At 40.4% G+C, this 15121-nt stretch carries 13 protein-coding genes; 2 read left to right on the forward strand and 11 right to left on the reverse strand.

Annotated features, from left to right (window positions below):
• Positions 1-3 precede the first annotated feature (3 nt).
• From PCH01S_RS26020 to PCH01S_RS26050, 7 genes are all read right to left on the reverse strand, one after another.
• Positions 4-1266, reverse strand: a complete 1263-nt coding sequence (locus PCH01S_RS26020; protein WP_241688922.1) for an ABC transporter ATP-binding protein — start codon at positions 1264-1266, stop codon at positions 4-6.
• Between the two features lie 2 nt (positions 1267-1268).
• Positions 1269-2099 (reverse strand): hypothetical protein, encoded by an 831-nt coding sequence (locus tag PCH01S_RS26025; RefSeq protein WP_241688744.1) that lies wholly within the window; start codon positions 2097-2099, stop codon positions 1269-1271.
• 170 nt (positions 2100-2269) lie between these two features.
• The gene (locus tag PCH01S_RS26030; protein WP_241688745.1) at positions 2270-2695 is read right to left on the reverse strand and encodes a hypothetical protein; all 426 of its coding nucleotides are present in this window, start codon (positions 2693-2695) and stop codon (positions 2270-2272) included.
• Between the two features lie 226 nt (positions 2696-2921).
• The gene (locus tag PCH01S_RS26035; RefSeq protein ID WP_042234733.1) at positions 2922-5339 is read right to left on the reverse strand and encodes a restriction endonuclease-like protein; all 2418 of its coding nucleotides are present in this window, start codon (positions 5337-5339) and stop codon (positions 2922-2924) included.
• Complete coding sequence (locus tag PCH01S_RS26040) at positions 5311-7530, reverse strand: MrcB family domain-containing protein (protein ID WP_042234735.1); 2220 nt, start codon at positions 7528-7530, stop codon at positions 5311-5313. Before PCH01S_RS26040 ends, PCH01S_RS26035 begins: the two co-directional genes overlap by 29 nt.
• A 27-nt stretch (positions 7531-7557) precedes the next feature.
• Entirely contained in the window at positions 7558-8355 is a 798-nt protein-coding gene (locus PCH01S_RS26045; protein ID WP_042234737.1) for a hypothetical protein, read from the reverse strand.
• A gap of 45 nt (positions 8356-8400) precedes the next feature.
• On the reverse strand, positions 8401-9387 hold the full coding sequence (locus tag PCH01S_RS26050; RefSeq protein ID WP_042234739.1) for a restriction endonuclease: 987 nt from the start codon (positions 9385-9387) through the stop codon (positions 8401-8403).
• 406 nt (positions 9388-9793) lie between these two features.
• Between PCH01S_RS26050 and PCH01S_RS26055 the strand changes: the two genes are divergently transcribed.
• Positions 9794-10021: a helix-turn-helix domain-containing protein gene (locus PCH01S_RS26055; protein WP_042234741.1), complete on the forward strand. Its 228-nt coding sequence runs from the start codon at positions 9794-9796 to the stop codon at positions 10019-10021.
• A 9-nt stretch (positions 10022-10030) separates the two neighbouring features.
• Here PCH01S_RS26055 and PCH01S_RS26060 read toward each other — a convergent pair whose 3' ends face one another.
• Complete coding sequence (locus PCH01S_RS26060) at positions 10031-10303, reverse strand: hypothetical protein (protein WP_042234743.1); 273 nt, start codon at positions 10301-10303, stop codon at positions 10031-10033.
• Between the two features lie 107 nt (positions 10304-10410).
• Here PCH01S_RS26060 and PCH01S_RS26065 point away from each other — a divergent pair, with 107 nt between their 5' ends.
• Positions 10411-10635, forward strand: a complete 225-nt coding sequence (locus tag PCH01S_RS26065; RefSeq protein WP_042234746.1) for a helix-turn-helix domain-containing protein — start codon at positions 10411-10413, stop codon at positions 10633-10635.
• Between the two features lie 44 nt (positions 10636-10679).
• Here PCH01S_RS26065 and PCH01S_RS26070 read toward each other — a convergent pair whose 3' ends face one another.
• The 3 genes from PCH01S_RS26070 to PCH01S_RS26080 all read right to left on the reverse strand — a co-directional run bounded on the left by PCH01S_RS26070 (position 10680) and on the right by PCH01S_RS26080 (position 15117).
• On the reverse strand, positions 10680-12548 hold the full coding sequence (locus tag PCH01S_RS26070; RefSeq protein WP_042234748.1) for a DUF2075 domain-containing protein: 1869 nt from the start codon (positions 12546-12548) through the stop codon (positions 10680-10682).
• A 90-nt stretch (positions 12549-12638) separates the two neighbouring features.
• Complete coding sequence (locus tag PCH01S_RS26075; protein WP_042234751.1) at positions 12639-13739, reverse strand: hypothetical protein; 1101 nt, start codon at positions 13737-13739, stop codon at positions 12639-12641.
• Positions 13723-15117 (reverse strand): hypothetical protein, encoded by a 1395-nt coding sequence (locus tag PCH01S_RS26080; RefSeq protein WP_042234753.1) that lies wholly within the window; start codon positions 15115-15117, stop codon positions 13723-13725. The genes PCH01S_RS26075 and PCH01S_RS26080 overlap by 17 nt, the downstream gene beginning before the upstream one ends.
• Positions 15118-15121 lie beyond the last annotated feature (4 nt).

Below are 15121 nucleotides of genomic sequence, written 5' to 3' on the forward strand. Positions count from 1 at the left end.
CTCTCATCCTTTCAGTTGCTGAACAATATCCACCTTCTCAAAGTATTTCCTTGTGTACCGGTTAACCGCAATCGCAATTATCAGGCTTGAAATTCCAACTACTATCAAATAATTCACTAATAAGGATAGCGGATTGTTAAGGGTAACCATAATAAATACCAAGGGCAACATACATCCAATTAGATTTAACAAAGGTAATTGATAGTTTATGCTCCTATAAATCTGGTTCATGCTTACTCCGCTGATTAGCAGCACTTTATAGAAATCAATATTTTTCTTAATGATTATCCTCATAATGATAATAAAAAGGGCAATTAACGTGATGAATAAAGCCACTGAAATAACAAACAAGGTATTTCTATTGATCTCCGTCATATTAACAATAGAGTTGACTGCCAGACTGTTTGCTCCTATAACACTAAACTCTTTAAAACCCGTCTTTGCGGATATTTCATTCAGCATAGTACGTATTTGCAAAGGTTCTAAGTCGGTAATGATGTTCCCGTTTATTTTACTCAACAATAATGCTTTCAGAAAAATACCTTCCATTTTCGGAGGAGATTGTTCAAAATCAAGCAGCGGCAAAATGATATATCGATTTAATAAAAGCTCCGGCTCCCTAACTGTCATGATTTTTTGGGAAGGCTCCAGTATCCCCACAACCACAGCAGTAAATTTTCTTTGATAGTATAAAATATCTAACGTATCGCCTGTTTTATAAACAGAGCTATACTCGGAGCCAAGAATGATAGGTAAACGATCATCTTCTTGTTTAAAAACATAATCATCAGCCTTGAAACCCACTCCAGTTTCTAACTGAAGATGATTAAAATCAAATACAGCCTGGTTCATCTGTACGGATTTTATCGCTCGATAGGATTTATTTTGTATCATATAAGACGGTTGATTGTTTCCCGTTTCGTAGTAGGCATCATAAATAATATCGCCTTTAAAGTCTGATATCTCAATTGGCTGCCAGACGGCGTTATAATACTTGTAAGACTCATTTGCATGTACCTGATTACTAAAGTTATTGAGGATTTCAAAACTGTCGGGTTTTGAAAAAAATTGCTTTTCTTTTTCCTTGTATAAATTATCGGAAATTTGATAGATATTTTTGTCTTTAAAGTTCCGAGTTGCCTCTATTTCAATACGGGTTTGGTTGATGTTTAACGTAAGTACCAGAAGCAAACTACAAAAAATCAGCGAGATCAGAAAAATCGTCATATTTAATAACTTGTTCTGTTTTATAAATAGAAGAATCATTCTCAAAATCTTTTACCGCCTTTTTTCACCGTGTAAATAAATGTTAAGTAGAAAACGAAGATAATTACTATGGCAAGATGTAACAAAATCAAATTTACGGAATACAGCATCCATGATACATCCCATAAAGGAACGGCATAATATGAAATCAACATGAAAATCACAAATAGGATGGAAGAAAAAAGAATGTAGGGCAAGGCGTAATATCTCAGAATGATTCTATAGATCGCACGATAGGAGTATCCGAATATATATAATACGGACAGCAAGTGATTTTTTCGTTTTATCCAAATCATAGTTGATACGCAAAATATTGTGGTCATAAAAAGAATGGTTATATAAGAGATCATTCCTACTACTTGATTTGATTTAAGAATATAAGATCCATTGGTTTCCGCGTTGATGATTTCCACGTTATTTCCGTTAATAAATTGATCAAAAACTGATTTTACATCGCGGCTCGGCGAAATAAATACAAACTGCTTTCCATCCATTAGCTCTATTTGCGGATTTTTAGACAGCAGCCAAATTTCCGAATTTAATTTATACGAATAGGGAGTATTGAAATAGCCGATTAGTTTATAGTCGTTCGGAATATTTTTCACTTCTGCATTAGTTCCCACGACGGCTATTTTATCTGTTTCTGCACCTTCATCGGTTCTTTTAATAGGAGGAAGTTTCAGTTCTCCATTTACCCAAACATGTTTAAGGGCAGGACTATCATCATCGTATTGAAATAAAATGAATTTACCCGCATTCAAGTGAACAGGAACATCTAACGCTTCCATTTTAAAAAAGATAGCTTTCTGATCTTTGTACCCATTGTTTAGCATATTCACATAATCCAAATAGGATATAAACCAAAAAGCGGCCACGCATATAAAAGTAGCCAGAAACATGATCAAGTAATACAAATAGTCTGAGGCAGAGCGGATATATGTAGGTTTCATGATTTATTTATAGAGAGAGACAGGATAACCTTATCTCTCTCATGGACTCCTTATTACTCGTTACCGTAGTATGTTTTTCCAACCCAATCGCTTGCGTATCTGTCCACCCAGTCACTTTTCGCCTCGGTGGCGTTCGTTCCCCACACTCTCCCGCTATCTCCTAATATATTGCCCGTAATGTGTCCTTCAAATCTGGCTCGTGTATAGTGGTATACACCTGGCCATGAAGTATTGCCAACCGCCCGCGAAAATAAGACATTGCCACGGTCTATGTCTTCTACATATCCTGTATGTTTTGCTGTGGATGCTATACCGATAAAGGATGAAACGGCCGTAATACTAAAATATCCGTCTTTCTCACTCCATCCGCCAATAGCGCCATTTGCATCTGTAGATTGTGCATGGAGGGCACTTGGAGCTACACTGCCAAGAATAATTCCAACGGATAATGCTAGAGGTACCATTTTCTTAGTATTCATCGTCATCTATCCCTTCAACAAATGGTTGTATTTGAAAGCTGGCCAGCTTATCAAATCGGAAAAGATAAGTACAACTAAAAGCCTATCATATTATGACATATACTGTAAACTTTTCTTATATTTACTTGATTTTTAGATGCAAATTAAGTCTTGCAGATGTCTAAAAACTTAAAAAAGCACTCCTTCAGGAGTGCTTTTTTAAGCTGCATTATATTTATTAACATACTCACCGAACCTCGACCCCCAACACCTGTCTTGCCAAATCCACTTCCTGGTGATCCAGTACTACCTTCACAGAGCCCTGCCGCCGTTTCTCTCTCCATTGCGCAAGATCTGCTTCCGACTCTAATTTAAGCTCGGCAATCTCTACTGCACGATCCAACATGTATTTTGATGTGAGCAATAAGGTGTGAATTCCCCGACCGCCAGGCATAACAGGCCGCTCCATCCGCTTCCACTCTTCGACGGCAAGCTTAACGTAGAGGTCATCCGCTGTACCCGGTCTATAAGGAATTTCTGTAATTTCACGACGTCGCACCACCTTCCAGTCCGAAATACGGCCGTACCAATGCACACCTACTTCCCCATTCTTGCCAAACCCTTTGATCGATTGGTAAAGTGCGACATACTCCAGCTGCGTCAATATTTTTTGCTCCGTCAAATTCTTAAGAGGCAAGTGGTAAAAACCGTGCTTTAACGCGGCTTCCAATTGGACAGGTCCGCTTCTCATGGACCCGACAACTACATTCTTGCCCTCCAGCTTGTTGCGGTAATAATCCTTTGTACCACGAGGGCGGATAGAACGCTCGTAGGCTTTTTCTGGACTATCCAGAATGATCTCGTCCAAGAACGCTTCCATCAGCGAAGTCGCATTAGGCAAGAAAGGAAACGCCCCAACGTTGACTAGCCCGATACTCCGGTAGAACTTGTGCTCGCGAAACTTCTCCTCGTCTCCGTATGGGAAAAGCACATAAGCGCCGAACATGCTCCGCTCGTACTCTCGCTCCAGTTCATGCCCCGATCCCTCTGCATACACTATGGCGTCTCGATAGCGGTGCATCGTGTTAATATCGTCCTCGACCGGCCCCGGAGACTTGTAGATATTGTAGTAAGGCGTGCCTTCTACAGCCGGGTTCATCCGATATTTGGCGTCAAAAATATATTTGTACTCCACGGGCGAGTCGTTCTTCTTGAGTGTCAGTACGTTATCCGGCTTCTGCCCGAGCGTCTTGCTGTGATCACGGGGCGGCAGCGCGTTGTAGTAGAGCGAAAACACTTCGCCGCTGACCGGATTCCGGTAACTCATTTTCGCTTTCTGTGTCCGATCCAGTGTCACGAACAGCCCGGTCCGGTTCACCCGTACCAGGTCCTGCGACACCAATTCGTATTTGCGACGAAGCAGCTCGTGAATTTTTAGGAAACACCAGTACTCGTACAGCTGCGCCACGTCCTTCATCGACAGCTTGAACAGATCGCTCTGAACCGACAGGCCCTTCATCAGCATCAAATAATGGCGGTGCACCTCCCGGTAACCCGGTGCCATTTGGAGCACCAATGTCACTGTGAGTTGCCTCATCTCCCCCACCTGCAAAAAATCAAGTCCCAGCAGCCGCTGCAACTGCCCCTGCATTCCTTGAATCCGCTTCGCAAGAAGCGGATCCTGCATTCGGCCGCCCTGCGTCAGACGGGTTTTCAGCTCGCTTAGCTTTTTCGATACACGTACCAGCACCCACCGGACAAAACGATTCTCCTGGGTGTTGTAATCCACCTGCCGTCTCGCCTCCAGCGCATGGCGCGGTGTGTACATCCTCCCGTTCATCGAGATAAAACCCTGCTTCTTATCCTCCACTAGCAGATGTGGGCGCTTGGTCAAGTACGCGGCCGTCTCTCTGCCTGCTTTCCGTACCCGAGCTGCCTCCACGACGCGATTCTCCACCCTCATGCTGGCATGGGGCGACGCCTGAATCCGCTCGACAGCCTGCACAAGCTGCCCAAATACCACTTGCAGAATCGTAAAAAACTCCGTCAAGCTCTGGCTCCCCGTCTCCCTGAGCCCCGTCATGTGATACGTCTTCCGCAGAAAATCAAAAGACAGATTATAAATTTGCTGATTCACATCATGAAGAATTTGTCGGTAGTCGTTCTGGTAATCCATTTTGGCTGGAAAGATTTCCAGCTGTATCTGGAAAATCGGTTCACCGTGTAACCTAAGCTGAAGTTCCGTCAAACCGACTTCATTCTGAAAGTTCAGTTCTCCCGCCAAAATCATTTGTCCCAGTGGCTCCACTGCCTGACGCAAATGCACATTCTCATGATGAAATGTCAGGGCAAGATCCTCTTTCTTTTCCACCACGACTTGGTAAGCCTGAGTTTCATAGAATAAGGGATTTCTCCACTCTCCCGGCTGCCATTCCGCTAGCTCTCCCGTCTCGGGGTCAAACACAGACGCCTTTTCAACCGTCACAGATGAACCCAATGCGGACACCAGGAGGTGCGCGTTCACCCCCTGCCCTTCTCGGTGCAATTGGAGCGATTCCACCGTTGGATGAAACGGCTTCCCTCGGATATAGAAATTAAACCAATTCGTCTCCACACGCAGCAGCACCGTGCCTTGATTAAGAGAGCCAGAAGGAGGTAAAGCCATCTTCCTCTAACCTCCTGATCATAAAAGCGATCTTCCGCGCGCTTTGCGGATAGGGTGCCACTTCCGTCGACTGCCTCGAGCCCCACTTGCGGGTCAACTCCGACGCGTCGTCCATCAGCGCCCCCATGTTCAGCGGCTTACCTACCGCCACCTGCATGAGGCCCAGTAGCGCTCGTTTCACTGATGAGCTACTTCCCTGCACCCGAGGCAGAATCTTTTGTAAAAGCTGCCAATCGAACGCTTCATTCTCAGAAAGCAATTCAAACCGTTGATTATAGACCATATAAAAACACACGGCATCTCGGATCCTGAATCCAACATGCGAATGAATGTCTTCCAGAATTTCATTTATGGTTACCAGTTTCTCCGTAGTCCTCTGGATCAGTTCCAGATAATTCGGATAGGCATCTACCAACTGCAAATAATCCGCCCGTAGAAAACCATTCGAAGCTGGCACAACTGCCGTCCCTTCACTCGGCTCCTCGTAACCTGGATACTGCATCAAATTAATGTAGTTAAATTCGATCGTGTTGGCGCGGTCTAGCACCTTTTTGCTAAAAGGATGCGTCGTCTCATCCATATTCACCGTCCCGACCAGATACACATTATCCGGCAGAGCCAAGCCGCCGTATATAGACCGATCCTCCGGGTTCAACGCCTTCGCGTGGATCAGAGGCGAAGTGACAATCCGCTCCTCCTGCCACTTCTGCGTCTCGATGATACTGAGCAGGTCGCTGAAATAATGCTCCACCCGAGCCAGATTCATCTCATCCAGGCAGACGAAGTACGGTTTGTGTCGATTCTCCGCCGTCGAAGCCTCTACCAGCACCTCCGCCAGACGCCCCGGCCGGAAAACTCCAGACAAATCTTTATACCCCAGCAGGTCTGAAGGATCGCTCCAATCCGGTCGTACCGGGATCAACGTGAACTGGTCGTTCTCGCTTGTAGCCCCGATCGCCTCTGCGAATAACTTAACGAGCTTCGTCTTCCCTGTCCCCGATACCCCTGCCAGGATAACGAACGGTTTTGTTTTAAAAGACAAATACAAATTCTCTATGAGCGCTCCTGGGTAGTGGAAGCCTTCCTGCTCAATGTAAGCTTTGATCTGCTGGATTCTCTCAAGAACTGTAAGCGTATCCGTAGGGATCGGCCGTTCAATCTCTTCCACTAATTCTTCATCCCCCTCGGCCGTCTGCCCGACGACTTGATCGACGTATAGCTTATAGTTGTTCATAACATTTTCTAGATCGGCTAACAGTTGATCCTCTTCGGGTAAATGGTCTTTGTCGTAGCGAATATAGGCCACGGTTGAAACCTGGTAATCCCGTCCCAACCCGCTCGTCGTCAGCAAGATATTATCGTCCTTTTGCATACCGTTTAGAGGCAGCAGCTCCCTCATCTCTTGTACTTTTTGCATTAAATAGTGATGCCCGTCTCTTCTACCACGCTCTCTTAACGGCACGGTAACTCCCTGGTTCAAAGTCAGATATACTGAACTCATATCCTCTGAAAATAAGTAGACCACATACTCCCCATGTTGTGTCGTTTCCGTAATTCGTCTATCTAAAACAGCAATCCATGGAATCGTCGCCCAATTCCCCTGACCGATCGAACCTTGTACCTTATAGTTCTCGTTGATAAACGGCTGACTTCTAAAATACTCCGGAATTGCTTGCCTAAACAAAGTCCCTAGAGCATGATTTGCGAAAGGTTCGTTTTTAGCTGATGTGTAGGTGTTAAACGTATCCTCCAAAGCTTGTCTTAGCGAAAAAACTGTCCGCAGCTGAAGGTTATACTGTTCAAGTTCTTGTTCCGCATATTGCTTAAGCTCCGCCAGCTCTTGCTCGTTTAGCTGATTCCAGATCGATTCCTTGAACGTGATCGTCTGTTGATCGTTATTAAAATCTAGGATGGCAGATAGAGCATTCAAAGGTGTATTCAACAGAGACTTCGTCTGGGTCAGCGAAAATGTACTCCATCTTGCGGCAGAACCGCCAGGCGGAATATCTACCTTATTCCCAGTGTCTTCGTTCATTCGGTAATAGCTCAAAAACCGTTCAGCCACCTGGCCAAACGATAGGAGTTGTTGTTGAGAATTTCGGTACTCCTCTAACATAGAGAGAATGAGGACCATTTTATAGGACTTTTGTTTATGACGAAAAATTGAGGATAACTCACTTAGTAAAGTCATGTTGGTTCCTCCAAATATAAGACTAGTTTACTTAAGCAAGATCAAAGAGTTTTTGGCTTTTTTCTGTTTTTTAATAAGCAGTATGAAAGCAATCACCTGAATACTGATGCTGACCCACCACAATCCTGTATATAGCAAAAAAACAAACGGAGTGATCATAATAGTAGAGAGAAGCAACCAGCGATAGTGCCCTTGTTTACCTAACTTATTATCAAAGTCAACCGATAGTAAGACACAAACAAACATAAAGGAAATTAATACAGAGAAAAAATACATGGTCCAATGAATTTTAGCGGACATATCCTGCTGGTGAATTAAAACCGAAACATAGGAGACAAGCAGTAAAACAAAAGCCCATATAAATACAATAGGAACAAAAGGCTTTATCATTCTCCCAATCTTATCTATAACGTCTGTAGAATTCTCGTATTTAGAAAGCTCTGCTTTTTCCTCCCTAGAAGTATTAATTTGATTATCAATAAAAATTTGCAAGGCCGACAAGATATGAGGATGTCCTTGCGTGTAAAAGGTACGAGTCACTTCCCTCATTTCCTTCGTGAATAGAGCGCTACTTTCTCCAAGAATATCGTATAGTTTTACTAAAATGTTCTCATCTTCAGGTTTCTTCAATGCTAAAGCAATAGCGGCTTCCAACTTCCCGAAAGTTTTTAAACGTTCATTTATGAGATTTAGTTTGGCTATGTTATTTCGATTCAATATTTCTTTAAATTCTTTGTACATCCACAAAGTAGAAGTGCCCACCACCACAATTAATAGGGTCACTAACGGATTGCTGCCAAACAAAGCAGCTATATCTTTCCACATGTATACTTCCTTCCTGTCTTTGTGTGCCTACTTCTCTTCCTCAACCTACATAGGCACATAAATTCTTTTCAACGGAATCAACGCCTGCTTCTCCGCCGGCATCTTGTCATACCACTCGTTTATCAGCTCGACGATGCCTGCCAAATCCAGCAGCTTGACGCCATTATGCTGCGCCGCGGTCCTGGCTGCCGCCGTAAAACCTCCTGTGGACACGAACAAACAGCTCGCTCCATGAGGACTTGCTCCTACGAGCTGCTGCACCTCAGGCCCTCCACTGGTGGCCCGTCTATGCTTGACCTGCACCTTGATAATCGGCTTCTCGAACCCGAACGCATCCCGGTGAGCCAGCACATCCACTCCCCCGTCGGGACCTTTCGGGCTTACCTTCGTCTGGTAGCCCATCGCTTGAAGCAGTCCTGCGACCAGCTCCTGCATCTCCCACGGATCGAGCTTGTCAACCCGATCTTCGATCAGCGACTTGGCCCGTCCCTCAAACTCTTCCGTGTTAAACTCTGCCGCTTCTTCATCTTGAACGGTGACATTCACAGGTGCAGCTGGCGTTTGGTGAAATAAAGCCAGAATCTCCTCCTGCCAATCGTCTATCCGGAAAACCGTCAATGTGCTGCCTAAAGAGTACTTGGCTCTTTGCGAAAACAAATCGCGGGGAATTCGTTTGGATTCCCAAGCCACGGAAATCACATTGGGATACAAAGCATTGATATCCGTCCTGTATTCCGGCGCCTTGGTCACCGTTCCGAGCAAATACTCCCGGGTTTCTCTGGAATAGGTAATCACCCGATCATTCAGGGCAACCTCATTGTAATATCTCCAAACCTGTCCCGCCCATGAGAGCCGCGTCCCTGGCTTCTGATCGACATAAACCGAATGAGCGTGTTCAACAAACTTCTCTCTGGATGCAAACTTCCTGGGATCTCCTAACTGCGGCCAGCCGATCGAAGCAATTTTATTCGCCTGCCACTCCGGAATTAACTCGTTGTTATCTCCTGCGCGTACCATCCACCATTTGGTCATCTTTATATCCCCCCGTTTGTAAAATGCAGCCTCTCGTGTAACGAACGCTAAGGTTCTTTGCTTAAGAACGGAAATTAGTTCCCGAAGTCAGTAAGCATACCTATCTCCTCTTTTTAAACCTATACAGGATTACTTTCGCCGAAATTCCATCCATTCCCTTTAATGGAGAGCACAAAACAAAAAAAGCCTAGGTCTCGATACCTATATGGTAAGGAGACAAGGCTTGACTATAGCCCTTGAGTCGTCGGCCTCGTCTGCAAGCTTATTGTTCAATTTGGAGCTGTTTCGTAAGCAGATCATGAATAAATTACCTTCTGCACCTCAAACTATACGCAATAGCGTGCCAGATAAAGATTTATTATATGTTACGTTTTTGCGTATAGAAAGGCTTTAAGGAGGATTTTTTATGTCTAAGAAAGTTGTAATCAAAATTGGCTCACTCACCAAGAAGAGGGGCATCTCTTTACGAGAACTGTCTCGTTTGTCCGATGTAAGACATGCCGCGCTAAGTGAACTTTCCAACGGCAAACGTACCAACATTAACTTCAGTCACATAGAAAGAATCGCCGACGCACTTGGCATCAGCGATATACGGGAAATTATTGATTTGGTTGAGACTACTGACAAAGATTGAATCGAAAATTCACTCGCTGTAAAGCTGGGATAAAATCTTGATGCCGTCCTGCACGCCTCTAACGTAAATCCATTCTTTTTTCATGTACTCTAGGGCCAGTTCCTTGTCCTGCCACTCCCGGAAAAGAATTTGCTGATCGGGTTCAAGAGATTGCATCAATTCTATTTCTAAGATACTAAGCTGCTCCGTCATAGGTTGAAAAACCATTGAGGTATCGGCCTCATCCGCAAGCTTATCGAAACGGTGAATTAGAGAGTTGTTACGCCAGTGAAGTGAGGACATGAATAAAATTACCTCCAGCAGCTCAATTTATACGCAATAGCGTACCAGTTCAATTTTTATTATATGTTACGTTTTTGCGTATAGCAAGGCTTTAAGGAGAGATTTTTATGTCTAAGAAAATTGTGATAAAGATTCCTGAACTCATCAAAAAAAGAGGCATCTCTTTACGAGAACTGTCCCGTTTATCTGATATAAGACATGCCGCACTGAGCGAACTTTCCAACGGCAAGCGCACCAACATTAATTTTAGCCACATAGAAAGAATCGCCGACGCACTTGGCATCAGCGATATACGGGAGATTATTGATTTGGATTATATAGACGATAAATAAATTGTTTTAAAAAATAACATTATGGATGAAAGGATTCTTAAAAATTATCGTTGTCCTACAATATTAAGTCTTTGACACAGATATTCCTGTAATTCTTTATTACGACAGTATAGAAAACAACCTTTTATTCCCCTAGATATCAAAACCTTATATATGTTTTTCACTAGGATGCTTAACTTCTCATTATCATACTTAAGGCCTCTCTTACCTACCCTATCTTTGTATTCATCATAATCTGCATATAATTTCAATTGTTCTAGGTCAAACTTCAAATCATTTCCTATAATAACTCCCACATAGTCAAATTCTAACCCTTGAGATGTATGAACACATCCAATTTGGTTTATTCCATTTTCGTGAATTGCCCATGTATTCGATATAGAACGTGCATTCCATGGCATTTGAAAATTATGTTCTTCGATTATAACATCTGTTACTTCCCCGTTTCCGTTACCATCTGCTTCTGCGGTCCAATTCCAAGCAAAGCCTGCAAGCAATCGTGCTTTAAAACCCGCCTCGTTCTTGCTCTTAATTATCTCGTACAGCTTATTTGGTGAGTCCACAATATCAAATTCAAATGAGCGGTGGTCCCATCCATCATAATTTGCGGTTGGCCGAATTTGAAAAACATCATCCACCCAGTTAATAAATCCTTCTGCCCCTGAGCAGCGGAATTGTGCAGAAAGTGAATATTTATGAACTTCAGAATGATTCTCTTCAGCTATTCTTCTAATTTCAGCAATTGAACCAATATCATCAGGACGGATACGCTGAAAATCATCAATAAAAAATACATTTACTTTAGACGATTTTATGATATCCTCGATTTGGTTGTCTCCCCTATATTGAAAAGCCCCTTTTCCCTTCAAACGATGAGCTTCATCTACGATTAGGACGTCATAAAAATTTTCAGGAGTGTCATAGAATTGCCCTGATCCTGCAAACAACATTTTTGTGCGTGTTTTGTTCCTCGCCTTCTGTTTTGTTAAAGTCTCTACCATTACAGTTCTGAAAGAAGCATTCGGAGCAACAAATTTAGCATTAAGCTTATGCTTCAACAAACCTCCAAGAGCGTTCATCGAAATAACCGATTTTCCAGTCCCAGGCCCCCCCTGAATAATAATTGTCTTTTTAGTCTCTGTCTCTTTTGCAAGACTCATAATCGTTTCGTAGGCGACTTTCTGTTCATCTAACAAAACAAACTCTGAATTCCCTGCAAATAAGCCATCTACATGATCGATTAATTTTTTTGAAGGTCGGATTCTTCCATTCTCAATAAGATAGAGTAGATTTAGTCCATTTCCCTTTCCTACATGTTTACGCAAAAATTCTTGCAGCTTTATTGAGTCGTTTGCCAAAAATAATGGAGCTTCACGAATAATGTCCTCATACTGACTGGATTGAAGAGGATCCGGATTTATAGTCGGATAGTTATGTAAATACGCGCAAGAATAACCGTTAATTTCGTTTGTAAAGATAGCTTCATTCATGTCATTAAGAAATTGTCGGTAAGACCATGCTTGATAAGATGGATGCGGTGTCTCCCTGGTGTTACCACCAATAAAAGCTTTAACTACATCTTCACGATCAGTAGCTTGTGCGGAGTCCCATTGTTTCAATTCAACAATAATAAAATTATCATTATCGTTATCATCCTTACCCGCTACAATAAAATCAATTCGTTTACTCGTAGAAGGAATATTGTACTCAATCAAAATTCCACAATCATCTGCGATATGGGAGTTTCGAATAATCCTCTCCATAAATTGCATAGAGTTGTTCCATGCCCTCTTTTCACCTTGGCTAGGTTTCTTGCCCATTCGTTTAACAAATGCGCTCTCAATCTGCTTTGTAATTTGGTTATTGTCTACAGATTCTCGAAATTTTAAAGCATTACTACTGTAGATAATCATTGTTCCTACCACCCTTGCACTATTCATTAAAATTATCGATATCTTCAAAAAAAAACCAAAAGCATTTATTGCTTAAGGTCTACACGTAATTTAATCTTTCATAGGCAATTTCCATTTAAATATTGACAATCTTATTGATGGTATAATAACCCATAAAAAAGCTCCTATTAGGGAGATAATTAATACACCAACTATTACAATATACAAATAATAATTATTAACTAAATCCTTTATCCATGAAATATTTTTTGAAATTCCAAATAGAAGCAAAATATTGATTGGTGTAATTAAAAGAGAGGCTATTTGTATAGTTTTTTGAGTATTTTCGCCAACTTTATTTTTATTGAACCTATTCAAACTTCTATATAGTGTAACTTTTTTTAATAATTTATTGCGTAATACCTCAATCTCACCGATTACAGATTCATCGTAAATTTCGCTAGTCTCGTAACTAATAAATTCAATTTTCTTATCCTTTTTTACAACAAAAATAATACAGCTATGAATGCTTACTGAATACGCATTAAAAATATCACTCAACAAAAACTTTTTTAAAACTTGTCCTTGATCATTGGTCAATTCCCTAATATCCATTTCTTTGTTTTTAAAGTATTCCTTAAGAGTTGTTTCATAAATTTCATTAAATTCTGAAGTCTCTAGATCATCTAAAAAATCAAAGATAATTCTTTTATCATATTTGAATTTACTTAGCTTGTTTGTTAAATGATAATAGAACATTTCAAATAATTCATTATCGTTTAATAAATCAAGCCAATAAATATAAAAATCGAAACTAGCCAAGCGTACAAAATTAATTACTTCATCCTCAGGTGTTGCCATTTTCGAAAAATTAAGTGAATAACCCTTTATTTTTTCATTATTTTCATAGATAAAAACTTTATTTTCTTGAAGATCATATTCACACTTCAATTTGTTATTATATTTAATAAGGCTTTTGTTAATTCCATCAAGAAATGTATTAATCCACTGTATCGAATCCAATATTATTAGATTATCCCGTCTAATAACATAGCCTTTATAAATTAATTTTTCTAATTCTAATAATGAAGAATCGTAAGAAAACTTCAGTTTGTAGTCATTTTCAGTGAATTGAAATTGTCCAGTAGTGATATGTCTATTGTATACCCCTGCAATTCTAGATAACCATTCATATTCAGAGCCCAGAAGCATTTGGAATCATCCTCTGATTAAGATTTAGCGATTTATCAATTTCTATCATTAAACTTTTAATATCAGTATTATGGAGACTGTATAACTCTAGTAACGCACCTAGTACATTAATCACTTCTGGTGGATTAAAATCAGTTATGATAGCAAGATATTTAACTGCTTTATCATCCATTTCTATTTTAATAACACTTGTTGGCACTAATTTAATTTTTGATTTCAAACAAAAGAAGAAAGCATTTTGTATAACCTTTACAAATACCCCTGTTACATCCTCATAATGTTTTTTTATAACTCTTTCAACTTCAGCATAACAAGTTTGGACAATAATATCTTTTTGTGATTTTGTAGTCGTCAGTCTATTATCAGCAAAATCTTGTATATTTTTTTGGTAGTTCTGGTTTAAATAATCATACTCTAGCAGTATACTAAGCTTCTTAATAAAATTATCAATATCAAGAACTTCAACGTTACTTACCCTAGTCATTATTTTCCCTTCAAGTCCATCAACAGTCATAGGTTTTATTTCAGTATCAGATATATTTACCTTAATGGTTGACAAGGGAAATTTATCATAAAAGTACTTAATTTCATCTTGATAAATTAAATCTTGTAGAGCAGCTTTTTGATTTATATCAATATTTACTTTAAGACGTCCCTCTACCTCAAATTTTAGTCTAGATGGAATTTGTGTATCTTCCAGCAATAATAGTTCTCTTAACGATTGATCACTTAAATGAATAGGTTTAAGATCTGTTCCAGAATAACTAGAAACATTCCTAATAATGTTGTTTATAAAATTGTATTTATCCTTATCTGAATGAGTGTATTGAGAAAAGTTAGTGAGTAGAGCGATCTTAGAATTAAGATAAATTCGAATTTCGGTATTTAAAAACTGAATATTTTCGTTCTTTTTATAATAAGAACTTTTTTCACTAGTAAATCGTAAGTCAACGACGTTTTTATGACCATTAATCTCACTATAGATGAAGAATTCAAGTTGCAATCCATCAATACCAAATGTAACCAAATTTCTTTTTAGTTCATCAAGTTTTACTTCTACTGAACCGAGATCTAAAGAAGTACCGTAATAGTGAAACACAATAGCATTGAAATCACTTCTAGGAGGAGGAACCATATAAAACCTATCTTGAATTTGAGTAAGGAAGTTATTATTATTCAATTCATCTAATTCCTCAAAGATATTAAAAAGAAAGGATGGAAATTCATCATTAGATTTTGGATATAACTCTGTCCATCTTTTTGTCAGAGCAAATTCGTATAACTCTTCAAGATATGTGTCGGTTAGAGCATTCAACATTTCCCATACTGTATATTCACCATTTCTAGTGAAGAAAAGTTTACGTTCTTTCATACTCATGAAG

Origin of the sequence: Paenibacillus chitinolyticus NBRC 15660 (assembly GCF_000739915.1) — a bacterium.
Classification (GTDB): domain Bacteria; phylum Bacillota; class Bacilli; order Paenibacillales; family NBRC-103111; genus Paenibacillus_F; species Paenibacillus_F chitinolyticus.

What these genes read in the sequence shown, in the direction of transcription:
- PCH01S_RS26070 (WP_042234748.1), bottom strand. Translation starts at nt 12,548, where the DNA reads ATGATTATCTACAGTAGTAATGCTTTAAAATTTCGAGAATCTGTAGAC.
- PCH01S_RS26035 (WP_042234733.1), bottom strand. Translation starts at nt 5,339, where the DNA reads ATGGCTTTACCTCCTTCTGGCTCTCTTAATCAAGGCACGGTGCTGCTG.
- PCH01S_RS26020 (WP_241688922.1), bottom strand. Translation starts at nt 1,266, where the DNA reads ATGATTCTTCTATTTATAAAACAGAACAAGTTATTAAATATGACGATT.
- PCH01S_RS26040 (WP_042234735.1), bottom strand. Translation starts at nt 7,530, where the DNA reads ATGACTTTACTAAGTGAGTTATCCTCAATTTTTCGTCATAAACAAAAG.
- PCH01S_RS26030 (WP_241688745.1), bottom strand. Translation starts at nt 2,695, where the DNA reads ATGAATACTAAGAAAATGGTACCTCTAGCATTATCCGTTGGAATTATT.
- PCH01S_RS26065 (WP_042234746.1), top strand. Translation starts at nt 10,411, where the DNA reads ATGTCTAAGAAAATTGTGATAAAGATTCCTGAACTCATCAAAAAAAGA.
- PCH01S_RS26055 (WP_042234741.1), top strand. Translation starts at nt 9,794, where the DNA reads ATGTCTAAGAAAGTTGTAATCAAAATTGGCTCACTCACCAAGAAGAGG.
- PCH01S_RS26025 (WP_241688744.1), bottom strand. Translation starts at nt 2,099, where the DNA reads ATGCTAAACAATGGGTACAAAGATCAGAAAGCTATCTTTTTTAAAATG.
- PCH01S_RS26060 (WP_042234743.1), bottom strand. Translation starts at nt 10,303, where the DNA reads ATGTCCTCACTTCACTGGCGTAACAACTCTCTAATTCACCGTTTCGAT.
- PCH01S_RS26080 (WP_042234753.1), bottom strand. Translation starts at nt 15,117, where the DNA reads ATGAGTATGAAAGAACGTAAACTTTTCTTCACTAGAAATGGTGAATAT.
- PCH01S_RS26045 (WP_042234737.1), bottom strand. Translation starts at nt 8,355, where the DNA reads ATGTGGAAAGATATAGCTGCTTTGTTTGGCAGCAATCCGTTAGTGACC.
- PCH01S_RS26050 (WP_042234739.1), bottom strand. Translation starts at nt 9,387, where the DNA reads ATGACCAAATGGTGGATGGTACGCGCAGGAGATAACAACGAGTTAATT.
- PCH01S_RS26075 (WP_042234751.1), bottom strand. Translation starts at nt 13,739, where the DNA reads ATGCTTCTGGGCTCTGAATATGAATGGTTATCTAGAATTGCAGGGGTA.